Annotated in this window: 23 protein-coding genes; 13 read left to right on the forward strand and 10 right to left on the reverse strand. The window is 71.8% G+C overall.

The genetic code is table 11. The features are described 5' to 3' along the window. The first annotated feature begins 146 nt into the window (after positions 1-146). The gene (locus ACWEEU_RS03570) at positions 147-1,430 is read left to right on the forward strand and encodes an adenylosuccinate synthase (RefSeq protein WP_385742701.1); all 1,284 of its coding nucleotides are present in this window, start codon (positions 147-149) and stop codon (positions 1,428-1,430) included. A gap of 61 nt (positions 1,431-1,491) precedes the next feature. Here ACWEEU_RS03570 and ACWEEU_RS03575 read toward each other — a convergent pair whose 3' ends face one another. The 3 genes from ACWEEU_RS03575 to ACWEEU_RS03585 form a co-directional block, all read right to left on the reverse strand. Then, the gene (locus tag ACWEEU_RS03575; RefSeq protein ID WP_451728021.1) at positions 1,492-3,324 is read right to left on the reverse strand and encodes an OmpL47-type beta-barrel domain-containing protein; all 1,833 of its coding nucleotides are present in this window, start codon (positions 3,322-3,324) and stop codon (positions 1,492-1,494) included. A gap of 304 nt (positions 3,325-3,628) precedes the next feature. Continuing rightward, entirely contained in the window at positions 3,629-3,871 is a 243-nt protein-coding gene (locus ACWEEU_RS03580; protein WP_451728024.1) for a DUF397 domain-containing protein, read from the reverse strand. Beyond that, entirely contained in the window at positions 3,868-4,719 is an 852-nt protein-coding gene (locus ACWEEU_RS03585; RefSeq protein ID WP_451728027.1) for a helix-turn-helix domain-containing protein, read from the reverse strand. The genes ACWEEU_RS03580 and ACWEEU_RS03585 overlap by 4 nt, the downstream gene beginning before the upstream one ends. 116 nt (positions 4,720-4,835) lie before the next feature. On the opposite strand from ACWEEU_RS03585, the gene ACWEEU_RS03590 reads away from it, so the two are divergent. After that, positions 4,836-5,249: a hypothetical protein gene (locus ACWEEU_RS03590; protein WP_385742708.1), complete on the forward strand. Its 414-nt coding sequence runs from the start codon at positions 4,836-4,838 to the stop codon at positions 5,247-5,249. Here ACWEEU_RS03590 and ACWEEU_RS03595 read toward each other — a convergent pair. Then, entirely contained in the window at positions 5,242-5,892 is a 651-nt protein-coding gene (locus ACWEEU_RS03595) for a hypothetical protein (protein WP_451728030.1), read from the reverse strand. The two genes, ACWEEU_RS03590 and ACWEEU_RS03595, sit on opposite strands and share 8 nt — an antisense overlap. A gap of 155 nt (positions 5,893-6,047) precedes the next feature. Here ACWEEU_RS03595 and ACWEEU_RS03600 point away from each other — a divergent pair, with 155 nt between their 5' ends. Then, the gene (locus ACWEEU_RS03600; RefSeq protein ID WP_385742712.1) at positions 6,048-6,437 is read left to right on the forward strand and encodes a hypothetical protein; all 390 of its coding nucleotides are present in this window, start codon (positions 6,048-6,050) and stop codon (positions 6,435-6,437) included. 127 nt (positions 6,438-6,564) lie between these two features. After that, positions 6,565-6,786, forward strand: a complete 222-nt coding sequence (locus tag ACWEEU_RS03605; protein WP_451728033.1) for a hypothetical protein — start codon at positions 6,565-6,567, stop codon at positions 6,784-6,786. Positions 6,787-6,863: 77 nt separating this feature from the next. Here the strand turns inward: ACWEEU_RS03605 and ACWEEU_RS03610 are convergent, their stop codons facing one another. The 3 genes from ACWEEU_RS03610 to ACWEEU_RS03620 all read right to left on the reverse strand — a co-directional run bounded on the left by ACWEEU_RS03610 (position 6,864) and on the right by ACWEEU_RS03620 (position 9,607). Next, positions 6,864-7,565 carry a GntR family transcriptional regulator gene (locus ACWEEU_RS03610; protein WP_199581401.1) on the reverse strand — a complete coding sequence of 234 codons (702 nt, stop codon included), beginning with the start codon at positions 7,563-7,565 and terminating at the stop codon, positions 6,864-6,866. A gap of 71 nt (positions 7,566-7,636) precedes the next feature. Beyond that, positions 7,637-8,215, reverse strand: a complete 579-nt coding sequence (locus ACWEEU_RS03615; protein ID WP_451728037.1) for a GNAT family N-acetyltransferase — start codon at positions 8,213-8,215, stop codon at positions 7,637-7,639. A 3-nt stretch (positions 8,216-8,218) separates the two neighbouring features. Next, entirely contained in the window at positions 8,219-9,607 is a 1,389-nt protein-coding gene (locus ACWEEU_RS03620) for an aspartate aminotransferase family protein (protein WP_385742718.1), read from the reverse strand. 222 nt (positions 9,608-9,829) lie between these two features. On the opposite strand from ACWEEU_RS03620, the gene ACWEEU_RS03625 reads away from it, so the two are divergent. Continuing rightward, entirely contained in the window at positions 9,830-10,423 is a 594-nt protein-coding gene (locus ACWEEU_RS03625) for a hypothetical protein (RefSeq protein WP_385742720.1), read from the forward strand. A gap of 35 nt (positions 10,424-10,458) precedes the next feature. Here the strand turns inward: ACWEEU_RS03625 and ACWEEU_RS03630 are convergent, their stop codons facing one another. Then, positions 10,459-11,196 (reverse strand): SLATT domain-containing protein, encoded by a 738-nt coding sequence (locus ACWEEU_RS03630; RefSeq protein WP_385742722.1) that lies wholly within the window; start codon positions 11,194-11,196, stop codon positions 10,459-10,461. A gap of 247 nt (positions 11,197-11,443) precedes the next feature. Here ACWEEU_RS03630 and ACWEEU_RS03635 point away from each other — a divergent pair, with 247 nt between their 5' ends. The 7 genes from ACWEEU_RS03635 (at position 11,444) to ACWEEU_RS03665 (ending at position 18,180) form a co-directional block, all read left to right on the forward strand. Beyond that, complete coding sequence (locus ACWEEU_RS03635) at positions 11,444-11,785, forward strand: YbaB/EbfC family nucleoid-associated protein (protein ID WP_026248919.1); 342 nt, start codon at positions 11,444-11,446, stop codon at positions 11,783-11,785. A gap of 51 nt (positions 11,786-11,836) precedes the next feature. Beyond that, a complete protein-coding gene (gene recR, locus ACWEEU_RS03640) occupies positions 11,837-12,436 on the forward strand; it encodes a recombination mediator RecR (protein ID WP_361665160.1) in 600 nt (199 codons plus the stop codon). Next, positions 12,429-13,091 (forward strand): DUF5063 domain-containing protein, encoded by a 663-nt coding sequence (locus ACWEEU_RS03645; RefSeq protein ID WP_385742724.1) that lies wholly within the window; start codon positions 12,429-12,431, stop codon positions 13,089-13,091. The genes recR and ACWEEU_RS03645 overlap by 8 nt, the downstream gene beginning before the upstream one ends. 191 nt (positions 13,092-13,282) lie before the next feature. After that, entirely contained in the window at positions 13,283-14,560 is a 1,278-nt protein-coding gene (locus ACWEEU_RS03650; protein ID WP_018547903.1) for an aspartate kinase, read from the forward strand. After that, positions 14,560-15,615 carry an aspartate-semialdehyde dehydrogenase gene (locus tag ACWEEU_RS03655; RefSeq protein WP_385742726.1) on the forward strand — a complete coding sequence of 352 codons (1,056 nt, stop codon included), beginning with the start codon at positions 14,560-14,562 and terminating at the stop codon, positions 15,613-15,615. Before ACWEEU_RS03650 ends, ACWEEU_RS03655 begins: the two co-directional genes overlap by 1 nt. 340 nt (positions 15,616-15,955) lie before the next feature. After that, a complete protein-coding gene (locus ACWEEU_RS03660) occupies positions 15,956-16,660 on the forward strand; it encodes a SigE family RNA polymerase sigma factor (RefSeq protein ID WP_374100152.1) in 705 nt (234 codons plus the stop codon). Next, positions 16,657-18,180: a hypothetical protein gene (locus ACWEEU_RS03665; RefSeq protein WP_451728046.1), complete on the forward strand. Its 1,524-nt coding sequence runs from the start codon at positions 16,657-16,659 to the stop codon at positions 18,178-18,180. Before ACWEEU_RS03660 ends, ACWEEU_RS03665 begins: the two co-directional genes overlap by 4 nt. Here the strand turns inward: ACWEEU_RS03665 and ACWEEU_RS03670 are convergent. Continuing rightward, positions 18,150-18,965, reverse strand: a complete 816-nt coding sequence (locus tag ACWEEU_RS03670) for an SURF1 family protein (RefSeq protein WP_385742730.1) — start codon at positions 18,963-18,965, stop codon at positions 18,150-18,152. The genes ACWEEU_RS03665 and ACWEEU_RS03670 overlap by 31 nt on opposite strands. A gap of 95 nt (positions 18,966-19,060) precedes the next feature. On the opposite strand from ACWEEU_RS03670, the gene ACWEEU_RS03675 reads away from it, so the two are divergent. Beyond that, complete coding sequence (locus ACWEEU_RS03675) at positions 19,061-20,857, forward strand: S9 family peptidase (protein ID WP_385742732.1); 1,797 nt, start codon at positions 19,061-19,063, stop codon at positions 20,855-20,857. Between the two features lie 414 nt (positions 20,858-21,271). Here ACWEEU_RS03675 and ACWEEU_RS03680 read toward each other — a convergent pair whose 3' ends face one another. After that, positions 21,272-23,065 carry an NAD-binding protein gene (locus ACWEEU_RS03680; protein WP_385742779.1) on the reverse strand — a complete coding sequence of 598 codons (1,794 nt, stop codon included), beginning with the start codon at positions 23,063-23,065 and terminating at the stop codon, positions 21,272-21,274. Positions 23,066-23,076 lie beyond the last annotated feature (11 nt).

Raw genomic sequence — 23,076 nt, forward strand, 5'->3', positions numbered from 1 at the left:
CCAGGGGCTTCGTCTATTCCGGGGCATCCGGTCCGACGGGTTGTGCGGCCAATGACGGTCGCGGCGGTACGCGGCGACGAGGCGATCAAACCTCGCGCCCACGCCCCCGACCTTGGACATGCCCCGCCCGGAAGGGGTGTACGCGCGTGCCCGCACTTGTGCTGCTCGGTGCTCAGTGGGGTGACGAAGGCAAGGGGAAGGCGACCGACCTGCTCGGTGGCTCGGTGGATTATGTAGTGCGCTACCAGGGCGGCAACAACGCCGGCCACACGGTCGTCGTGGGCGACCAGAAGTACGCGCTCCACCTCCTCCCTTCCGGAATCCTCTCACCCACCTGTACGCCGGTCATCGGCAACGGTGTCGTCGTCGACCCCTCGGTCCTGCTCTCCGAGCTGAGCGGTCTGAACGAGCGCGGCGTCGACACGTCGAAGCTCCTCATCAGCGGAAACGCGCACATCATCACGCCCTACAACGTGACGATGGACAAGGTCTCCGAGCGCTTCCTCGGCAAGCGCAAGATCGGCACCACGGGCCGCGGCATCGGCCCGACCTACGCCGACAAGATCAACCGCGTCGGCATCCGCGTCCAGGACCTCTACGACGAGTCGATCCTCCTCCAGAAGGTGGAAGCCGCGCTCGACGTCAAGAACCAGATGCTCACCAAGCTCTACAACCGCCGCGCCATCGCCGCGGAGCAGGTGGTCGAGGAGCTGCTGGGCTACGCGGAGCAGATCAAGCCGTTCGTCGCCGACACCGTCCTGGTCCTCAACCAGGCGCTGGAGGACGACAAGGTCGTGCTGTTCGAGGGCGGTCAGGGCACCCTGCTCGACATCGACCACGGCACGTACCCCTTCGTCACCTCCTCCAACCCGACCGCCGGCGGTGCCTGCACCGGCTCCGGCGTCGGTCCGACGAAGATCAGCCGTGTCATCGGCATCCTCAAGGCGTACACGACCCGTGTGGGCTCCGGTCCGTTCCCGACCGAGCTGTTCGACGAGGACGGCGAGGCGCTGCGCCGCATCGGTGGCGAGCGCGGTGTCACCACCGGCCGCGACCGCCGCTGCGGCTGGTTCGACGCGGTGATCGCCCGCTACGCCACGCGCGTCAACGGCCTCACCGACTTCTTCCTCACCAAGCTGGACGTGCTCACCGGCTGGGAGGAGATCCCGGTCTGCGTCGCGTACGAGATCGACGGCAAGCGCGTCGAGGAACTCCCGTACTCCCAGAGCGACTTCCACCACGCGAAGCCGATCTACGAGACGCTGCCGGGCTGGTCCGAGGACATCACCAAGGCGAAGTCCTTCTCCGACCTGCCGAAGAACGCGCAGAACTACGTCAAGGCGCTGGAGGAGATGTCCGGCGCGCCGATCTCCGCGATCGGTGTCGGCCCGGGCCGCGACGAGACGATCGAGATCAACTCGTTCCTGTAAGGGGACAGGAGAACGGGCCCGCACCGGTCGGTGCGGGCCCGTTCCCCTGAGCGCTCCCGGTTCAGTGGCGCTTGATGTCGATGGTGACCGACTTCGTCTTCTCGTGGTTCTGGGCGTAGTCCACCGAACGGAACTTCAGCACGTGCTTGCCCTTGCCGTGCACCGTGACGGGGGAGACGTACTTCCTCCACTTGCCGTCGTCGAGCCGGTACTCGGTCCTGGCCACGCCGGAGACGCGGTCCCTGGCGGTGAGGGTGACGCACACGTCCGAGCGGTGGTCGCCGTACCCGGAGCGGCACGGTGCGACGCGGGCCTTGGTGACCGGCGGCTCGGTGTCCAGGGGGAGGTTCAGCTTGGCGTCGCTCGGGGTCAGCTCGTCCTCGCGGGTGGGCGGAGGTACGTCGCCCGAAGCCTGCGTGCGGCCGACCGCGCCGACGCGGAGCAGGAGGTTGCCCCAGTCGTTGTAGCCGGTGAGCGTCGTGCGCTGCCCGTCGTTGTTGACGTCGAAGCTGACCGGCTCGGTTTCGATCATCCCGTTGCAGTTCCAGTCGACCTGGCCGTCGGCGGCGGGCACCATGACGAAGGAGCCGCCGTTGCTGCCCGGGCACCAGTGCCGGACGTCGTAGTTCCCGCTGCTGGCGGGGTACGACTCCTCGTCCAGGCTGTCCTCGTCGAGCGAGGCGTTCCGGCGGGAGAGGTCGGTGAGTCCGGTGGTGGTGCCGGAGGTCAGACCGAACTGGTACAGGTAGTTCATGACGCTGAAGTACTGCGGCTTGTTGTTGACGTTCTGATTGCCGCCGTGCTCCAGGTTGAGGTTGTGGCCCAGCTCGTGCAGGAACGTGCCGGCCTGCTCGGCGACCGTGCCCACCTGGTTGGCGAAGCTGCCCAGGCTGACGATGAGGTCACTGCCCGGAGTGGGGGCGATGCCGCTGGAGCTGCTGCCGGACTCGAGGTTGTGGGCCGAGATGGCGTAGTGGAAGATCGGCGCCCGGCCGGTGCTGGTGAAGCCGCCGGTCTGGTTCTTGATCGTGTTGAAGGCGTTCCACTGGTACATCCCGTTGACCGACGTTCCCAGGTTGGTCTGTTCCGTGAGCTTCCTGGCCGTGCTCAGCGTGCCCCAGGTCGTGTTGTCCGCGAAGTTCATGATGCTGTCCGGACCCGCGTCCACGTGCAGGTTGATGCCGGTGGAGGGCGAGTGCCGTGAGTAGGGCGAGTTCGCGAAGGCGTCGACCACCTGCTTGATCGCCGCGGGGGCGAGCGCGTGGCTGTGGCTGTCGTTCGCCATCCAGTCGAGCTGGACGAAGACGTCCGGCTTGTTGACGGTCGCCCCCATCGCGGGCAGGTCGATGAACTTCAGTCCCGGCCCGGGTGCGGTGTGAGCGCTGCCGTTGGCCGGGTTGATGTAGATGCCGTTCCGCTTCCAGCTGTCGGGGATGCCGTCGCAGGTCGTGGAGTTGCAGTCGAAGGTGAAGTCGACGGTCGGGTTGAACCCCTGTCCGCCGCTGCGGCTGATCACATAGCCGGACGGCGCCGACTGGGTGTAACTGGCGTCGCCTACGACGGGCGCGTCCCAGGTGATCTGGGTGCGGTTGGGCTCCCGGTAGATGTTGAAACTGACGCTTCCGAAGTTGCCGCGGGGGTCCCCGCAGGCATCGAGGTTCCAGCTGGCCGTGGCGCCCGCGTTGATGCGCTCCGGCAGAGCCGCGGGGCAACCGTTGTAGCTGTTGGGCCCCAGTGTCAGGTCGCGGTCGCTGTTGTTGGTGAACCTCACCGTCAGCAGCGTGCCGGCGCGCTGCGCGGCGGCCGAGGCTCCGGCCGCCGCCAGCGTGAGCAGGGCGACGGCCAGGGCGAGGACGCCCAGCGACGTGCGCCTGTGGTGACGCTGTGTTCTCATGGCCGCACGTTAGGGCTACGCTCAGTATTCGCCCGGTATGGCTCGTCGTACAGTCACTCTGCTGGCGGTCCGCTGCGTGCGGGGCGCCGTCGGGCGGGGTGCGATCGGGGTATGAGCGGCGAGCGGGGTGTGCTGTGCCGGGGGCCCTACGGCGGGGAGGATGTTTCCCCCGGCGACGGGCCGGAGTGTGGGGATCCCGCCGTGTTCGAGGTCGTACGGCATGGACGGGCGCCGCTGGCGGTCTGCCCGCTGCATCTGGGGCCGTCCCTGTTGATGGCGGCGGGGGTGCTGTGGCCGCCGGTGATCAGACTCGTCGGGCGCCCGTGAGGAACGAGGTCCACGCCGTGGAGGAGACGGTGAGGTGGGGGCCGTCGGGGACCTTGGAGTCGCGGATGTGGATGTCGTGGGGGCAGGGGGCGACTTCTAGGCAGTTGCCGCCACTGTCGTTGCTGTACGAGGACTTGTGCCAGGTGTAGGCGGTTTCCAGGCACTGGCCGCCGCTGTCGTTGCTGTAGCTCGACTTGAACCACCGCAGGGTGCTGGTCATGTCCGCTCTTCTCCCGCCAACTTCCGGATAAAGCTCACCGATTCGTCCGGGCTCAAAGCCTGTGACCGGATCTTCGCATACCGGTGATTGAGACGCGCCACCTTGACCGGGTCACTGATGAGGGTGCTCTCGTCCTCAATCTCCAGGTAGACGACGTGTTCGTGATCCTTGGTCACGACCAACACCATGTCGCCTCGGGTGCCCGCGTGACTACCCCTTGCGCCCCTGTTCAGGCGGACCACTTGGAGACTCACGTTCTCCCGCTCGGCGTCGTCTGCGAGCGCGTGGAGCTGGTCGCGCTGAATGTCCTCACTCCCGATCGTCCGCCGAAGTGCTGCCTCGTCAAGGATCAGCTCCACCATGGGAGTCGGGTTGGTTCGTTCGAAGAGAGCCCGGCGAGCGATGCGGGCTTCTACCAGTTCATCCACTTGGACATTCGGTAGCTGGGGGAAGCCCCCTCCGATCAGAGCACGCGCGTAGGCAGGGGTCTGAAACAGGCCATCGATCACGTACGTCTGGTACGAGGATAACGTCACCGCCTCCGCCTCCATGAGGGCGAAGTCCTTGAACTGCGGCGGGTACTTGTCCATCAGCATGAGCTTGCGGGCCTTCTCGAAGAGGCCCAGCCCGCCACCGATCGCCTTTTCCAGCGCCACCAGCATCGCGTCGCTCGCGGGCTGCGCACACGTCTCCATCGCGCTGATGGCGGACGCGGTGTAGCCCGTCATCCTGCCCAGTTCTTCCTGCGTCAGACCGAGCTGTTCCCGTAGTGCTTTCGCGAGGGCGGCGACCATGCGCGCCGCACCACCCGCCTGGGCTTTGTTCGCCGCCCGCGCCAATGCGGTCACCCCCGGACTCAACCGAACTCAACCGGTCACCACGCCTCACCGCCCATGCCCGACTGTTTCTACGTATCGACGGAGAGTCATGGAAAACCGTAGCGCCCGCCACTGACACTGTCCCCATGAATACGCAAAGTCACCTGGCGATCCCATGGCTTCCCGCCAGCGGCATTCATCTCCGCAAGGCGGGGGTTCAGTTCGACGCGGTACGGCTGGACGGTGAACCGGGGCGGCGGATCGCCGACCGGCTGGCGCGGATGACGGGGGGTGATCCGGGACCGGTGGTGGAGTCGGGGAGCGGGCGGCGGAGCGTGTACTTCCTCGTGGAGGCGGGGAGTACGGCGCATCACGCGTGGCCGCCGGAGGTCACCCGGCTGACGAGCGGGCCGTTCCGGGTGAGCTACATTCCGGTGCCCGCGCTGAACGGGCCTACGTGGCCACTGGGTTGGCGGTTTCCGCCGACGGCGGCCGACCGGTTCGTGCACACGATGCTGCTGCGCACGGCCCTGCTCGACAGCCCGGACGCGCTCAGCTGAAGACGATCATCGAGCCCTGGGCGAGGGAGCGGGTGGCGGCGGCGTGCAGGCCGAGCCAGACATGCCGTTCGCGGGCGAAGGGGCTGGGGTCGTAGGGCGCGGGGGCGGCGGCTTCTTCCAACTCGGTCGGTGCCGCAGGAGGTTGGGGGGCAGCCGGGGGGTTGGCGGGGTCGATGCCGAGGGCGGGGGCGATGTGCTCCAGCTCGCGCAGCAGGGAGTGGGTGGAGCCCAAGGGGCCTCCGCCCGCGAGGAGTTCGTCGTTCGACAGTGGGTGCGGGAAGTCCACGGGGACGTACGCGCCCGCGTGGTCGTAGTGCCAGACCAGGTGCGACTGCTGGGCGGTGGTTTCGAACATCTCCAGCAACTGCTCGTAGTCGCCGCCGAGTTCGTCCACCGGGGTGATGGGCAGGCCGCAGACCTGGAGCAGGTAGACGCGGCGCAGGAAGTGCAGGGCGTCGTAGTCGAAACCGGCGACCGGGGCGACGTCGCCCGACAGGCCCGGCATGTAGGGGAAGACCGGCACCGAGGGGAGCCCGGCGTCGGTCAGCGCGCTGTTGTAGTGCGCGAGTTCCTCGGCGAAGGGGTTGTCCGGGGCGTGGCACAGCACGTCCACGAGAGGGACCAGCCACAGGTCGCAGGCCAAGGAAAGCTCCTCGCACGTCGGGGCGCGTCGGGTGTCACGGGGTTGACAAGCGTAATGCTTGACATCCTTCCTCTCTCGAAAGAGATGGGATTCCGTCCCGGGTGGGTCGAGCGTCTCCGCGGACACCACTGGGACCGCACCATGAGGAGGACCCCGTGTCGGACCCGCGACCGCTCACCCCCGAGGAGAGACTCGCCGACGCGAAGGCGCTGTTGGGCCTCCCGCGTATCGTCGCGATCTGCGGCTCCACCCGCTTCATGGCCGAGATGGCCGAGGCCGATCTGCGGGAGACCGGAGACGGCAGGATCGTCGTCAAGCCGGGCTGTGACATGAAGTCGCCGCACGAACTCTGGTCCGATCCCGTCGAGGCCGAGGCGCTGAAGGTCCGACTCGACGATCTGCACCGGGCGAAGATCCGACTGGCCGACGAGGTGCTCGTGGTGGGCGGTTATATCGGAGACAGCACCCGAGCGGAGATCGCCTATGCCCGGTCGCTGGGCAAGCCCCTGCGGTTCACGCACCCCGAAGTCGACCCCGACGCCTGACCGTCCGTCCCGACGCCCTCAAACCGAGTCGCCCCGACGCGAGGGCGCTGCTAGCTTCGCCGCCGTGATCGTTTATCCCCTGTGGCATGTGGGCCACCAGAACGAGGCCGGCGAAGACGGTTCTACCGTGCACGTCGATCAAGACGGCGTGTTCTGCGACGAGTTGGACGGCGATGACCTGAAGCTGCTCGGCATCTACTCGAGCGTCGAGCGGGTGGAGGAGCGGCTGAGGCAGGCCCGGCTGCTGCCGGGCTTCCGCGACGAACCGGACTGCTTCTCCTACGACCCGTACGAGCTGGACGAGGACGAGTGGACCAGCGGCTTCGTCCGGGTCATGCCGGGCGAGTAGGTCCGGGGCGGGAACCCGCACACCTGGGCGAGAACACGCCGTACCACCTGATCGGCATGTTCACGGAGCAGACGGCGTCACTCCGCCGCGAGGCGCTCCACCAGGGACAGCGAGTGCGCGTTCGCCGCCGCCACGATCGAGCGGGCGACCTCCGCCTCGCGGCGGGAGAGGGCGTCTATGAGGTCCGTGTGGCCCGCCCACAGGCGGCCGCGCACCTCGTGCGGCTCGGGACGGCGGCGCAGGTGCTGGACCGCGCAGACCCAGGAGCGCAGGCGGAGGCGGTGGAGGAAGTCCGCGAGATAGGGGTTGCCGAACAGGACGCTCAGCTCGCGCCAGAAGCGGAGGTCGTAGCCGACGAGGACGGTCAGGTCGCCCGCGGCGTTCGCCCGCTTCGCCTCCTCGCCCCGGCGGCGCACCGCCGCCAACGCCGCCGCCGTGCACGGGTCTTCGGGGTGCGCGAACGCGGTGTGGCCGTCAAGGAGCGCGCGGAACATGCCCTCCGTGATCAGGCTGCGGGCCTCGATCATGGAGCGGTAGTCGGCCAGCGAGTACTCCGGGACCCGGAAGCCCCGGTGCTGGTCCGCCTCCAGCAGGCCCTGCGCGGAGAGGTCCACCAGCGCCTCGCGCACCGGCGTGGCGGAGACGCCGTACTGGTCGGCTATCTCCTTGACCGTGAAGGCGCGGCCCGGCCGCATCCGCCCGGCCAGCACCTCGTCACGCAGCGCGTCCGCGATCTGCTGGCGGAGCGTGCTGCGCGTCACGGCACCGGTGAAGGCCATCGTCCGGGAGTCTCCTCACACGATCGGGCGCGGTCGTCGTACCTGCTCTTCACTCTTACGAGCAAGAAACCTTACGCGTTCGACTCCGCCGGCCGGCAGCCGTGGTCCTCCCAGCGGACCTCGCCGTCGACAACGGTGTCCGAGGGAACGAGCCCCAACCGCCGGGCCACCGCGCCGGAGGCCGCGTGACCTGGGTGGATGTACGCCACGAGGGCGCTCACTCCGCCTGCCCGCAGCCACTGCGCCATCGCCGACGCTCCCTCTCGCGCATACCCCTCGCCCTGATACGCCGTACCGGTCACCCACGCCAGCACCGCCTCGGTGCCGCCGCCGGCCACGCGACTCAGCGTCGCCTGCACGGTGCCGACGAGCCGCGCGTCCGTCCTGCGCCGCAGCAGCCAGTTCAGCCAGCCCTGGCCGCCGTCCGGGGAGTGGCCCGCGGCTTGGCGGGCGTAGCGCGCCTCCAGCTCCGCCGGCGTGCCCGGCGTGCCGCCCGTCCAGGTGTGCAGCCGTACGTCGTCCAGGAACGCGAACGCCTCCCGCGCGTGCTCCACGCGGAGGGGCTCCAGGCGGAGGCGGGGTGTGGCGAGGGGAGCGGCGGCGGGCCAGGGCACCGGCGCACCGCGGCGCGGCCGGCGCCCATGAGACACCGGTCAGCCGATCACGTGGTCGTCTGCCGTGGTCAGCGCGGCGTCCAGCGCCGCCAGGCCCTCCTTCAGTTCCGCTTCCGTGATGTTGAGGGGCGGGACGACGTGGGTGCGGTTCATGTTCACGAAGGGCCACAGGCCGTGCTGCTTGGCGGTGGCGGTGAAGGCGGCCATGGGGGCGTTGGAGCCGCCGGAGGCGTTGTAGGGGACCAGCGGTTCGCGGGTCTCGGGGTCCCGGACGAGGTCCAGCGCCCAGAACATGCCGGTGCCGCGCACCTCGCCCACGCTCGGGTGGCGCTCGGCCAGCGCGGCGAGGGCGGGACGCAGGACCGTCTCGCCGAGCCGCTTGGCGTTCTCGACGATGCCCTCCTCCGCCATGACGTTGATCGTGGCGACGGCGGCCGCGCAGGCCAGCGGGTGCCCGGAGTAGGTCAGCCCGCCGGGGTACGGGCGCGTGGCGAAGGTGTCCGCGATCTCCGGCGAGATGGCGACCCCGCCGAGCGGCACGTATCCCGAGTTCACGCCCTTGGCGAAGGTCATCAGGTCCGGGACGACGTCGAAGAGGTCCGCCGCGAACCACTCGCCGGTACGGCCGAACCCGGCCATCACCTCGTCCAGGACGAACACGATGCCGTGGCGGTCGCAGATCTCGCGGACTCCGGCGAGGTAGCCGGGCGGCGGGACCATGATCCCGGCGGTGCCCGGGATCGTCTCCAGGATCACCGCGGCGATGGTGCCGGGCCCCTCGAACGCGATCGTCGTCTCCAGGTGCTCCAGCGCCCGCGCGCACTCCTGCTCCTCGGTCTCCGCGTAGAAGCGGGAGCGGTAGAGGAACGGCGCCCAGAAGTGGACGACACCGGCCGTGCCGCTGTCGGAGGGCCAGCGCCGGGGGTCGCCGGTGAGGTTGACCGCCTGCTGGGTGCCGCCGTGGTACGAGCGGTACGCCGAGAGCACCTTCGGGCGCCCGGTGTGCAGCCGGGCCATCCGGATCGCGTGCTCGACCGCGTCGGCGCCCGCGTTGGTGAAGAAGATCTTGTCCAGCTCGCCGGGGGTCCGCTCCGCGATCAGCCGGGCCGCCTCCGAGCGTGCCTCGACGGCGAACGCGGGCGCGAACGTCGTCATCCGCGCCGCCTGCTCCTGGATCGCGGCGACGACCTTCGGGTGCTGGTAGCCGATGTTGGTGAAGACGAGCCCGCTGGTGAAGTCCAGGTAGCGCTTGCCGTCGTAGTCCCAGAAGTACGAGCCCTCGGCGCCCGCCACGGCGAGCGGGTCGATCAGCTCCTGCGCGGACCAGGAGTGGAAGACGTGGGCGCGGTCGGCGGCCTTTACGGCGCGGCCGGTGGCGGGGTCGGGGGTCGCGTGCGGCTGTGGCTGTGCCTGCGGCTGTGACGTCATGCGGGGGAGGGTATGCGGCGCGGGGTGGCCCGCGACATCGGCGGGCTGCCTGCCCGGTGGCCGCGACGCGCGACAGACTGTCTGTTCTGCGGCCGTCCCCGCGAGCCGGCCCCCGGCCGGAGCCGCCCCACTATTCTCGGAATCCGCGCACGTGCGGGGGATGTCCCGCGTGCGCCGGGCCGCGCGTACGGGGGTGCGCGCCTTGGGGGAGGGCGGGCTGTCGTGGATCGCTGGGGGCCGGAGGAAGTCGAGCACGGAGCGGTGGGCGACGGCGAGCACTGGCCGACCGCCGCCGAGGGCGGCCAGGGCCCCTACGGCCATCCCCATCCCCAGGCCCACTCCCACGGCCCGGCCGCCCCGCCCGCTCCCCGTCGCGGCAGCGGCTCCACCGTCCTCCTCGTCGTCGTGGCCCTCGTCGTCGTCCTCGGCGCGGGCGGCTCGGTCTACGCCCTCCTCCACGGGGGCAGCCCCACGGCCACCCCGCCCGTCGACTCCCCGGCAGCGCCGGCGGTCCCCTCCGCCTACCTCGGCACCTGGCGGTCCCCCGGCCACCGCCTCACCCTCACCCAGGGCGGCATCGGCGACGACGTCCTGACCCTGGTGACCGACACCCCGGCCCGCCACTGTGTATCCACGGCACCCCTGACGGGCGCGGCTCCGCACTCCCTCCGCTTCGGCACCCCCACCCTCGCCTCCGGCGCGCCCCTCTCCTCCTGCTCCCCCGGCACCCCCGCGGTCCTGACCCTCCTGTCCGACGGCCGCCTGAGAAGCACCCCGACGGCGGGCGGCGGGAGCCGCACGTTCACGAGACGGTGAGACCCCCAAACCCCCGCTGCGGCCCGGCGCGGCCGTCAGCGGGGCTCCGGCGGTCGCTGCCGGGGCATGTTCGGGCGGGGGCCCGGCGGCGAGTGGAGCGGCCGGGGCGGCGGGACGGACGGGTCGGGGTGCGGAAGGCGGGGCGTGGTGTGCGGGGTCAGCGGGGAAGGCGCCGCCCGGAACTCGGACATCCAGTCGGAGGTCTCGGCGCGGACCAGGTCCGTCACGTCGTCGGAGAAACGGCGCAGGACGTTCAGACAGCGGTCGGCGGCCTCGGCCGCCGTGCCCTCGGCCGGACCGAGGACCTCGCGGACGCACTCCGAGGCCCAGTCGAACTGGAGGGTCTGGAGGCGGCGTTGGATCGCCTGCGCCGTGGCGATGTCCCGCATCCAGCCGGAGGAGACGCCGAAGTAGCGGTCGAGACCGGTGCAGGCGAGGGCCACCACGAACGCCACGTACCCCCAGGGAGCCGCGCCCGGTACGGCGTGGGTCAGGTCCAGGAGCGGCAGCACCGAACCCGTCGCCACCCCCGCCGTCGTGCCCAGGCGCAGCAGGCGGGCCGTGCGGCGGCGCCACAGGCGGTCGCGGAGGTACCAGGCCGCCGTGCGCAGCGCGCCGTCCTCCACCCAGCGGTACAGCTCGTCCAGCCGCTCCGCCGGTTCCCCCCAGTCACCCAGCGGGAACGCCCGGCCCGTCAGGTCGGCCGCCCCGGTCGCGCCCCCGCCCCACCCGTCCTGCGGCGGACCCTCGGGTTGCATCTCCGCCTGACCCACCCGGCACTCCCTACTGAAACGACCCACTCCACAACGACCCACTCCATGACGCGCGCGCCACCCTTCCTACCGCCCAATGGGTGGCCAAGTGGTGGCTTTCCCGGGCAATCCGCCCGTAAGAGGGTCTTGATCAGGTATAGGGCCGCGGTCGTTCTCACTCGAAAGAGTGGCGGGGCGAGGGCCGCCCGGAGCACGTAGGCTCGTGCCAGAGCGGCGTACGCGGCGCCGGAAAGGACAGGAGCTGATCGTGATTCCCGGTGGTGGCCAGCCCAACATGCAGCAGTTGCTCCAGCAGGCCCAGAAGATGCAGCAGGACCTCCAGCGGGCCCAGGAGGAACTCGCGGCCACGGAGGTCGACGGCCAGGCGGGCGGCGGCCTCGTGCGGGCCACCGTGACCGGCTCCGGCGAGCTGCGCGGTCTGAAGATCGACCCGAAGGCGGTCGACCCCGAGGACACCGACACCCTCGCCGATCTGATCGTCGCGGCCGTGCAGGCGGCCAACGAGAACGCGCAGACCCTCCAGCAGCAGAAGCTCGGCCCGCTGGCCCAGGGGCTCGGCGGCGGTGGCATCCCCGGTCTGCCGTTCTGACGCCGGGGCAACTACCGTACGTACCGAAAGGTCTCCAGGAAAGGCAGTCCGTTGTACGAAGGCGTGGTCCAGGACCTCATCGACGAGCTGGGGCGACTGCCCGGCGTCGGTCCCAAGAGCGCGCAGCGGATCGCCTTCCACGTGCTCCAGGCCGAGCCGACGGACGTCAAACGGCTCGCCCAGGCGCTCCTGGAGGTCAAGGCCAAGGTCCGGTTCTGCGCGGCCTGCGGCAACGTGGCACAGGAAGAGCTGTGCAACATCTGCCGTGACCCGCGCCGTGACCCGTCGGTCATCTGTGTGGTGGAGGAGCCCAAGGACGTGGTCGCCATCGAGCGCACCCGCGAGTTCCGGGGCAAGTACCACGTCCTCGGCGGCGCCATCAGCCCCATCGAGGGCGTCGGCCCGGACGACCTGCGCATCAGGGAACTCCTGGCCCGGCTCGCGGACGGCACCGTCACCGAGCTGATCCTCGCCACCGACCCCAACCTCGAGGGCGAGGCGACGGCGACGTACCTGGCCCGCATGATCAAGCCCATGGGTCTGAAGGTCACCCGCCTGGCCAGCGGCCTCCCGGTCGGCGGTGACCTGGAATACGCGGACGAGGTGACCCTCGGCCGCGCCTTCGAGGGGAGACGACTCCTAGATGTCTGACGCCACGCTGCACGCCACGACGCGGAACCCGGACGACTTCGCGGTCCAGATCGCCGACCAGGTCGAGAGCTTCCTGGTCGCCGTCACCGAGGTGGCGAAGGGGGACGAGCCCGGCTCGACGGTCCCCTTCCTGCTCCTCGAGGTCTCCCAGTTGCTGCTGGCGGGCGGCCGGCTCGGCGCGCACGAGGACTTCGTGCCCGACGAGCGCTACGAGCCGGACCCCGGCCCCGAGCCGGACGTCGACGAGCTGCGCGAGAACCTCGCCCGGCTGCTGGACCCGGTGGACGTCTACTCCGAGGTCTTCGACCCGTACACCCCCCGCAGGGCGCCCGTGCCCGCCCGTATCTCGGACGACCTCGCGGACGTCATCACCGACCTGCGCCACGGCATGGCCCACTACCGCGCGGGCCGCGCCACCGAGGCGCTGTGGTGGTGGCAGTTCTCCTACTTCTCCAACTGGGGCCCCACCGCGTCCGCCGTCCTGCGCGCCCTCCAGTCCGTCCTCATCCACGTCCGCCTGGACCAGCCCCTGGAGGAGCTGGACGGCCTCGACACCGACCAGGAGCCCATGGGCGACGACCTCCTGGAGCGCGAGGCGGGACGCGTGATGGAGGAGGAGATCGGCACCCCGCTCGGCATCCGGCAGGGTGGCTGACCACCGGGTGACCCGGGGCCGCCCCCGGGTCACCCGCGTGCTGTGACCCGGGGCACTTTCCGCGTGGCGGCCGGTGAGCTGGGCAGGTTCGGACGGGGCGGACACGATGTCTCACCATGCGGGAGCACGGTGGCCGATTTCGGACGCTCGATAGACTGAGCCGACACAAACGAACCGAGCGAGGAGCGCACGTGGGCCTTGTCGTGCAGAAGTACGGAGGCTCCTCCGTAGCCGATGCCGAGGGCATCAAGCGCGTCGCCAAGCGGATCGTGGAAGCGAAGAAGAACGGCAACCAGGTGGTTGTCGTCGTTTCCGCGATGGGCGACACGACGGACGAGCTGATCGATCTCGCCGAGCAGGTTTCTCCGATGCCTGCCGGACGTGAATTCGACATGCTGCTGACCGCCGGAGAGCGTATCTCCATGGCCCTGCTGGCCATGGCGATCAAAAACCTGGGCCACGAGGCCCAGTCGTTCACCGGCAGCCAGGCAGGCGTCATCACCGACTCGGTCCACAACAAAGCCCGGATCATCGACGTCACGCCCGGCCGCATCCGCACCGCGCTCGACGAGGGCAACATCGCGATCGTCGCCGGGTTCCAGGGCGTCAGCCAGGACAAGAAGGACATCACCACGCTGGGGCGCGGCGGGTCCGACACCACGGCCGTGGCGCTGGCCGCCGCCCTGGACGCCGAGGTCTGCGAGATCTACACCGACGTGGACGGCGTGTTCACCGCCGACCCGCGCGTGGTGAAGAAGGCCCGGAAGATCGACTGGATCTCCTTCGAGGACATGCTGGAGCTGGCCGCGTCCGGCTCCAAGGTGCTGCTCCACCGCTGCGTGGAGTACGCCCGCCGGTACAACATCCCGATCCACGTCCGCTCCTCCTTCAGCGGACTCAAGGGCACGTGGGTCAGCAGCGAGCCGATCGAGCAAGGGGAACAGCAGGTGGAGCAGGCCATCATCTCCGGTGTCGCGCACGACACCTCCGAGGCCAAGATCACGGTCGTCGGCGTGCCGGACAAGCCGGGCGAGGCCGCCGCCATCTTCCGCACCATCGCGGACGCCGAGATCAACATCGACATGGTGGTGCAGAACGTGTCGGCCGCCTCCACGGGCCTGACCGACATCTCCTTCACCCTGCCGAAGACCGAGGGCCGCAAGGCCATCGACGCCCTGGAGAAGAACCGCCCCGGCATCGGCTTCGACTCCCTGCGCTACGACGACCAGATCGGCAAGATCTCCCTCGTCGGCGCCGGGATGAAGACCAACCCGGGCGTCACCGCCGCCTTCTTCGAGGCGCTGAGCGACGCGGGCGTCAACATCGAGCTGATCTCGACCTCCGAGATCCGCATCTCGGTCGTCACCCGCGCCGACGACGTCACCGAGGCCGTGCGCGCCGTGCACACCGCCTTCGGCCTGGACTCCGACAGCGACGAGGCCGTGGTCTACGGAGGCACGGGCCGCTGATGAACCGCCCCGCCCCGGGCCTCGCGGTCGTGGGGGCGACCGGCGCCGTCGGCTCCGTCCTGCTCCAGATCCTGTCCCAGCGCGCGGACGTGTGGGGCGAGATCAGACTGCTCGCCTCCCCGCGCTCGGCCGGCCGCAAGCTGACCGTGCGCGGGGAGGAGGTCGAGGTCGGCGCGCTGGGCGAGGACGCCTTCGACGGGATCGACGTGGCGCTCTTCGCCGTGCCCGACGAGGTCGCCGCCGCGTGGGCGCCGCTCGCCGCCGCGCGCGGCACGGTCGTCGTGGACACCTCCGGCGCCTTCCGGGCCGACCCCGAGGTGCCGCTCGTCGTCCCCGAGATCAACCCGCACGCCGTACGCAGCCGGCCGCGCGGCATCGTCGCGAGCCCCGGCGGTACGACCCTGTCGATGATCGTCGCCCTCGGCGCCCTGCACGCCGAGTACGGCCTGCGCGAGCTGGTCGTCTCCTCGTACCAGGCGGTCAGCGGCGCCGGACGCGCCGGGGTGGAGACGCTGCGCGCCCAGCTGTCCCTCGTCGCCGGTACGGAACTCGGCGGCGCTCCCGGCGACGTACGGCGGGCAGCGGGCGAGCTGACCGGGCCGTTCCCGGAGCCGGTCGCGCTCAACGTCGTGCCGTGGGCCGGGTCGCTCGGCGCGGACGGCTGGTCCTCGGAGGAGCTGGGGGTGCGGGAGGAGTCCCGCAGGGTCCTCGGCCTGCCGGACCTCCCCGTCGCCGTCACCTGCGTCCGCGTCCCCGTGGTCACCGCCCACTCGGCGACCGTCCACGCCCGCTTCCAGGACGAGGTCACCGTCGACGGCGCCCGCGAGATCCTCGCGACCGCGCCCGGTGTGGTGCTGTGCGACGACCCCGCCGCGGGCGAATTCCCCACCCCCGCGGACGTGGTGGGCACCGACCCCACCTGGGTGGGCAGGGTCCGGCGGGCGCTCGACGACCCCGCCGCGCTCGAACTCTTCGTCTGCGGCGACAACCTGCGCAAGGGCGCCGCCCTCAACACCGCGCAGATCGCGGAGCTGCTCGCCGCCGGGACCCTGTAGGAGCGGTGGGGGAATCCTGTGAGTTCCGTAGGATTATTTTAAGAAATGTGGCCGGAACCATGGTCCAAAGCACTTGAACCCCGGCTTCACGGCAACAGAGGATTTCCTCCCCGCCCTCCGCAACCACGCGGAGGGCGGGGAGCGTCTTTGCGGTCACCGTGTGGGCCGGGAAGCGCGGGAGTCCGGCGCGGGGGCGCCGTGATCGGGGGCGCGTGACGCCCGTTCGACGAGGACACAGGGGATGAGCGGGACGCATGGCGGCACTTGAGGAACCGTCGGTCGTCGCACATGTGACGCCCGGCACGTACAACCCTTGTGGGGGTGCGTGTGTCCAACTGACGTGGCAGAGGTACTCGAATTCGCCCCGATGCTCTTCGAGCAGGGCGTATCCCCAACGGCAGGCGGCGCCGCGGCGCTCCGTCCGCCCCGCGCCGTCCTTCGGCCGCGCGCGTTCGGCGACATGCCGGTGATCGCGCCGATGCCCACGGGACGGCAGACCCGCATACCCGGACAGCGCGACGGCTCGGAGGACCAGGCGGCCGACGCGGCCGCCGGCACGACCGTCGACCATCTCACCGAGACCTACCGCGCGCACTACCGCTCGCTGCTGGGGCTCGCGGCGCTGCTGCTCGACGACACCGCGTCCTGCGAGGACGTCGTGCAGGAGGCGTTCATCCGCGTGCACTCGGCGCGCAAACGCGTGCGGGACCCCGAGAAGACCCTCGCCTATCTCCGGCAGACGGTCGTCAACCTCTCCCGCTCCGCCCTGCGCCGGCGCATCCTCGGCCTGAAGCTCCTCTCTAAGCCGATGCCCGACATGGCGAGCGCGGAGGAGGGCGCCTACGACCAGTTGGAGCGCGACTCCCTCATCAAGGCGATGAAGGGCCTCCAGCGCCGTCAGCGCGAGGTCCTGGTGCTGCGCTACTTCGCCGACATGACGGAGGCTCAGGTCGCCGAGACGCTCGGCATCTCGCTGGGCTCGGTCAAGGCGTACGGCTCTCGTGGCATCGCCGCGCTGCGGGTGTCGATGGGGGCGAAGACATGAGCGGCAGCGCGGAACCGCCGCGCGAGCCGGACACCGGCCACGACGACACGCCTACGCACGCTGGGAACGGAACTGTGAAGCACGGCCCCGAGGGGGACGGCCGGACCACCGGCGAGGAACGCGAGACGCCCACGGCGGTTTCGGCGACAACGGAAGACGCCGAGGCTTCCGAGGCGGTTGACGCTGCCGGGACGCGCGAGGCTTCCGGTGCCGTGGAGTCGGCCGAGGACTCGGAGACGACCGAAGACTCCGAGGCGCCCGAGGCCGCCGAGACGGTCGTGATGTCCAAGGCCGACGAGACGCCCTCCGCCGCGAAGGCTCCCGGGAGCGTCGAGAAGCCGGACGACCGGCCCACCCGGGTGCTGCCCCAGACCCCGGACGAGCAGCCGGCCAAGAAGGCGCCCGCGGACTCCTCCGGTGACGGGCTCGCCGAGTTGGCGGCGCTCACCGGGCTGAGTGGGCTGCCGGGGCTGGACGACCTCGGCGGACCGCAGGACGTGGAGACCGGGCTCGGGTCGGACGAGCTGGCGCTGCGGCGGCTGCTGCACTCCGCGGTGGACGACATCGCGCCGAGGGACGGTTCGCTGGACCGGCTGCGGCACGCCGTACCCGCGCGGCGGGCCAGGAAGCGGCAGGCGGCCGTGGGCATGGCGGCGGCCGCGCTGTTCCTGTGCACCGCCGTCCCCGCCCTGGTGCACGTCTCCAACGCGGGCGGCACCGACCCCAACACCGCCATGGCGGGCCAGTCCTCCGACGCCCAGGGCAGCCAGGGCAAGGGCAGGAGCAGCGGTGGCGCCACGGAGGGCACCGGCGGTCAGGCGGGCACCACCGCCGGGCAGCACGGGAAGGACGGCGACAAGGGCGAGCGGGGCAGGAAGCACTCCGGGGGCGCCGGCTCCACCGGCGGCGCCGACCCCTCCGCGACCCTCGCCTCCGGCGGCCCCGCCTGCACGGCAGGGCAGCTCAGCGCGACCGCCGCCACCGACGCCCCCGACTCCTCCGGCGTCGTCTACGGCACCTTCCGGGTCACCAACACCTCCGGTACCGCCTGCACGGTCACCGGCACCGGGTACGTCGGCGCGAGCGCCCAGGGCGCGGCCGACCCCGCGAAGGTCGCGACCGCGATGCACGTACCGGGCGACGCGGCGGCGGCGCTGCCCGCGCCCGGTCTGATCGTGTCCACGCTGGTGCTCCAGCCGGGCGCGTCGTACGCCGAGAAGTTCGGGTTCGTACCGTCGGAGACCTGCCCCGTCCAGGGCGGCGCGACCGGCGGCACGGGCGGTGGCGACCCCACGCCCGACCCGACCCCGACCGGCGGCCAGGACGGCAGCGCGAGCGGCGGCGCCGAGAACACCGGCACGGAGGGCGTGGCACCCCAGCTCGTGGCCGACGGCGCCCCCGCCGACGGCAGCGTGCTCGTGACGTACAGCGGCGTCGGCGGCACGCCGAGCGCCTCCGCGACGGTCCCGAACGCGTGCGCCGGGACGGTCTACTTCACCGGGATGGTTCCGGGGGCCTGAACCCGAGGCTCGGCGTCCTGCGGCTCAGGCGGCAGGATGCCGAGTTCCGCGTCGCGCACGGCCTCGGCCTCGCGGCGCAGCAGCCGGAACCACATGAAGATCACGAAGCCCGCGAAGACGAACCACTCACCGGTGTAGCCGAGGTTCTGGAACGCCTTCAGGTCGAGCCCGGTACCGGCGGGCGCGGTGGCGGGGACCGCCTTCATCCCCGCGTCGGCGTGGTCGAGGGTCACCCACGCGTCGTACAGCCTGTCCGGCACCAGGTTGACCAGCGAGGCCGGGCTGATCGCGCCCGTCTGCCCGGCGGGCAGCCCGCCCTGGGCGCTGACGCCGTTGTCCCCGGGGGTCTCGGGCGCCTGGAGCGCGCCGGTGACGGTGACCTCGCCGGTGGGCGGCTCGGGCGCGGTGTGCGCGTCGGCCTTCCCCGGCAGCCAGCCGCGTACGACGGGCAGGGACTGGCCGGTGCCGGTGCGCAGCAGGGTCAGCACGTAGTACCCGGTGCGGCCGTCGAGCTGCCGGTCGGGGACCAGCAACTGCTTGCCGTACCGCCCGCTCGCGGTGACCCGCTCGCCCGAGGTCCGCTTGTCCACGGGCAGCATCTCGGCCAGCGGCCGTGCCGTCTCGCTGTGGTCGGAGGCGGCCTGCTCGGTGGCGGTGCGGGAGTCCTGCACCCGCCCCTCGAACCGGCTGAGCTGCCAGGACCCCATGAACACGCAGAACGGGACGGCGAGCAGCACGAAGACGTTGATGCCCCACCAGCGGGGTGTCAGCAGGAACCGGTACACACCCCAACGGTACGGCGGCCCGCCGGGGTGCCTTCGCCGGGGGCCCGCGTGCGCTCGTGCCGACGCGGGATTGCCCGGTCGGGGATGCTAGGGGCATGAGTGAAGCTGTGGAGATGCCCGACTGGGAGAAGCGGTTCCGGGCGCCGCGCGTCTCGCTGCCCGACTGGGCCGAGGACGCGCCGGAGCGGTCGCTGTTCGTGTCGAACGCGACCGGCACGTACGAGCTGTACGCCTGGGACCGCGTGAGCGGTGACCAGCGGCAGGTGACGGACCGGCCCAACGGCACGACCGACGGGGTGCTCACCCCGGACGGCGCGTGGATCTGGTGGTTCGACGACAAGGACGGCGACGAGTTCGGCGTCTGGCGCCGCCAGCCCTTCGCGGGCGGCCCGGACGAGCCCGCCGTCCCCGGCATCGAGCCCGCCTACTCGGCCGGGCTCGCCCTCGGCCGGGACGGGCGTACGGCGGTCGTCGGACGGTCCACGGACGAGGACGGCACCACGATCCACCTGGCGCGCGCCGGGGAGGAGCCGGTGCTGCTGTACCAGGACCGGGAGTCCGCCGGGGTCGGGGACCTCTCCCACGACGGCTCGCTGATCGCGATCGAGCACACCGAGCACGGCGACGCCATGCACGCGGCGCTGCGCGTCCTGCGGCCCGACGGCAGCACCGTCGCGGAGCTGGACGACACGCGCGGCGGCACCGAGGAGCTGGGCCTGGAGGTGCTGGGCTTCGCCCCGGTCGACGGCGACACCCGGCTGCTCATCGGGCACCAGCGCCGGGGCCGCTGGGAGCCGCTGGTGTGGGACGTGGCGACCGGCACGCAGACCGACCTCGCGCTCGACCTGCCCGGCGACGTGGCCGCCGAGTGGTACCCGGACGGCAGCGCGCTGCTGATCTCGCACGGCTTCGAGGCGCGCAGCGAGCTGTTCCGCTACGACCTCGCGGACTCCACGCTGACCCGTATCCCGACCCCGCCGGGCACGGTCTCGGGGGCGACGGCGCGTCCCGACGGCAGCGTGGAGTACCTGTGGTCGTCGGCGGCCGAGCCGCCGGTGGTCCGCTCCACCTCGGGCGAGATCGTCCTGGACCCGCCCGGCATGAAGTGCCCGCCGTCGGTCGCGGTGGAGGACGTGTGGGTGGAGGGTCCGGGCGGCCGCGTCCACGCCCTGATCCAGAAGCCCGCGGGAAGCACGGGGCCCTTGCCGACGGTCTTCGACCTCCACGGCGGCCCGACCTGGCACGACAGCGACTCCTTCGCCGCGGGCCCCGCCGCCTGGGTGGACCAGGGGTACGCGGTGGTCCGCGTCAACTACCGCGGCTCCACCGGCTACGGCCGCGCCTGGACCGACGCGTTGAAGCACCGGGTCGGCCTGATCGAGCTGGAGGACGTCGCCGCCGTCCGTGAGTGGGCCGTCTCCTCCGGCCTCGCCGACCCCGAGCGCCTCGTCCTCACCGGCGGCTCCTGGGGCGGCTACCTCACCCTCCTCGGCCTCGGCACCCAGCCCGAGGCGTGGACGGTCGGCATCGCGGCGGTCCCGGTCGCGGACTACGTCACGGCGTACCACGACGAGATGGAAGCCCTCAAGGCCATGGACCGCACGCTCCTGGGCGGCACCCCGGAAGAGGTCCCCGACCGCTTCGAGGCGTCCTCCCCGCTGACCTACGTCGACCAGGTCAAGGCCCCGGTCTACATCTCCGCCGGAGTCAACGACCCCCGCTGCCCCATCCGCCAGGTCGACAACTACGTGGACCGCCTCCGCGAACGCGGCGCGGCCCACGAGGTCTACCGCTACGACGCCGGTCACGGCTCCCTGGTGGTCGACGAACGGATCAAGCAGGTGGCCCTGGAGATGGACTTCGCGCGACGGCACCTGGGGGGTGAGGGCTGACTCCACAGCCGGGACGCCCACTCCCCCGGCGGGCGCGCGCCGGCGTCGCCGGGGGCTGACGGCGGCCCCACGTCCCCGCGCGGCTCCTGCGCCCCGCCGCCGCTTGCGCACACGAGCGCCCGCCGCGGCGCTCGCGCGCACGAGGCGCCCGGCGCGCATCGACGCGGACGGGGGCTGCGAGCTCTCCCCGCCCCAGCGGGCGCACCGGCAGCCCGCGTGGTCCGGTGGCTCGGTGGCCGGGGCGACTCACACCGGCGGCCCGGCGCACGGGCGGTCTCGCTGCCCATCGCCCCGTTGCCGCACCGCCCCGTCGGGGCGGAAGGCGCGTGGCCCCGGCGCCCGTGGCGGCCCGCCGCAGCGCCGTGCGCCGTATCGGCAACGGACGGGGTGGCCGGTGAAGCCCCCGGACGGGACTCAGCCGAGTTCCGCCAGCCCCCTTCGCGTTGCCGCGATCACCACGCGGTCGCCCTTGCGGAGGACGTGGTTCGGGGGGACGTCCGGGTAGCCCTCCAGGGCGAGGGTGCGCCAGGCACCGGGGCGGAAGGCCTCGGCGAGGGTGTGGCCCTCCAGTTCGGGGTGGCCGGTGACTTCCACCGAGGCGAAGAGGAGGACTCGGCGCTCCACCGGGAAGGCGCCCAGGACGCGGCGGCCGAGCATCGCGCCCGCGAAGGCGGGGGCGGACAGGTAGGTGACGCTGCGGCTGCGGGTGGTGGCCTGGGGGTGGGCGGCGCGGAGGGTGCGGTAGACGGCGGTGGCGAAGTCGTCGTCGTAGAGGCGCAGGACGACCCGGACGTTCGGGTGCAGTGAGCGGGCGTAGAGGGCGGCTTCCAGGTTGGTGGTGTCCGCGCTGGTCACCGCGAGCAGGGCGGCGGCGCGGTGGATCTTGGCGGCCTCCAGGACGCCCTCCTGGGTGACGTCACCGAGCACCACCGGTACCCGCAGCCGCCGTGCCACCGCGAGCCCGCGCGCCTCCGGGCCCGACTCCACGCACACCACCGGGATGTCCAGCTCCCGCAGCCGTACCAGCACCCGCGTGCCGATCTTGCCGAGGCCGAGCAGCACGACGTGCCCGCCGAGCCCGCGCGGCGGCTTGCGGAGCGCCCCCACCGTGCGGAACGTGCCGAGCCCCTCGAGGACCGCCGCCAGCAGGACCGGCAGCAGCAGCAACCCCGTGAGCCCGGACAGGAGTTGGAGGATCTGGCGGCCGAGCGACTTGCCGAGCGCGGGGTCGTCGATCGCGAACAGGTCCAGGAGCGTGAGGTAGAACGCGCCGAGCGGATGGATGCCGGTGACGAGCCACAGCGCGACCGCCAGCGCGAGGACACAGGCCGCCAGGCCCGCCAGCGACCACCGGAGGCGGGGCGAGAACAGCGAGGCCAGCGGCGGCACCACCCCCATGCCGAGCCCGGCCCCGGCCGCCTGTCCCGTGCTCGCGGAGACCTGTTCGAGCACGATCCGCGCCCGGTTCCCGGCCCGCCGTACCTCCTCGTCGTCGGGCAGCATCCGGGGCCGCTGGTCGGGGGAGCCGTCCGCCGCCTCGGGGGCCGAGAGCAGCGCCAGCGTGCACAGCCCGGGCGCGCCCTCCGGCGGAGCCGCCCGCTCCACCGCGCGCAGCATCAGTCCGTCGGTGTGGACGACCCGGCTGGTCCCGGTGAGCGCGGTGGCGGCCAGCGCGGGCGCGGCGGTGTCGGCGTCGGACAGCACGGTGGTCGAGCCGTCGGGCAGGCCGAGTTCGTCGTCCCCGGCGGCCAACGCGGCCGCCTGATCGAGGAGTTCCTCGATGTGCTGTCCCAACCGCCGGTTGTAGAGCCGCAGGACGAGCCGCACCCGCGGGTTCAGCCGCCGCGCGGTCAGCGCCGCCCGGATGTTGGTCTCGTCGTCCTCGTACACCAGCGCCAGCGCCGCCGCCCGCTCCACCCCCGCCTCCGCGAGCACGGCCTCGGTGGCGGCCGGAGCCTCCAACACGCGTTCACCGTAGGAGCGTTGAGGCGCCGGTGGCGGCACGGCCGCGTTCGCCCCGGCGCGCCCGACCGCCGCGTTCACCACGCGGTCGAACAGCGCCGCCGACGCCGACCGCGGCGGCCCGACCATCGGCGGTCCGGCCGTGTCCGCGCCCGGCGGTACGACCAGGACGACCTGCTCGCCGTAGACTCCGCGCAGTTCGGCGGTCAGCCGGCGCGCGAGCCCGTCGTCGCCGCACACCACCATGTGCCCGGACG

The sequence above is a fragment of the Streptomyces sp. NPDC005004 genome (assembly GCF_053600675.1).

Excerpts from the sequence above, each read along its gene's own strand:
- ACWEEU_RS03655 (WP_385742726.1), top strand. The coding sequence starts at position 14,560 with ATGAACCGCCCCGCCCCGGGCCTCGCGGTCGTGGGGGCGACCGGCGCC.
- ACWEEU_RS03580 (WP_451728024.1), bottom strand. The coding sequence starts at position 3,871 with ATGACCAGCACCCTGCGGTGGTTCAAGTCGAGCTACAGCAACGACAGC.
- ACWEEU_RS03645 (WP_385742724.1), top strand. The coding sequence starts at position 12,429 with ATGTCTGACGCCACGCTGCACGCCACGACGCGGAACCCGGACGACTTC.
- ACWEEU_RS03575 (WP_451728021.1), bottom strand. The coding sequence starts at position 3,324 with ATGAGAACACAGCGTCACCACAGGCGCACGTCGCTGGGCGTCCTCGCC.
- ACWEEU_RS03590 (WP_385742708.1), top strand. The coding sequence starts at position 4,836 with ATGAATACGCAAAGTCACCTGGCGATCCCATGGCTTCCCGCCAGCGGC.
- ACWEEU_RS03610 (WP_199581401.1), bottom strand. The coding sequence starts at position 7,565 with ATGGCCTTCACCGGTGCCGTGACGCGCAGCACGCTCCGCCAGCAGATC.
- ACWEEU_RS03680 (WP_385742779.1), bottom strand. The coding sequence starts at position 23,065 with ATGGTGGTGTGCGGCGACGACGGGCTCGCGCGCCGGCTGACCGCCGAA.
- ACWEEU_RS03665 (WP_451728046.1), top strand. The coding sequence starts at position 16,657 with ATGAGCGGCAGCGCGGAACCGCCGCGCGAGCCGGACACCGGCCACGAC.
- ACWEEU_RS03620 (WP_385742718.1), bottom strand. The coding sequence starts at position 9,607 with ATGACGTCACAGCCGCAGGCACAGCCACAGCCGCACGCGACCCCCGAC.
- ACWEEU_RS03675 (WP_385742732.1), top strand. The coding sequence starts at position 19,061 with ATGAGTGAAGCTGTGGAGATGCCCGACTGGGAGAAGCGGTTCCGGGCG.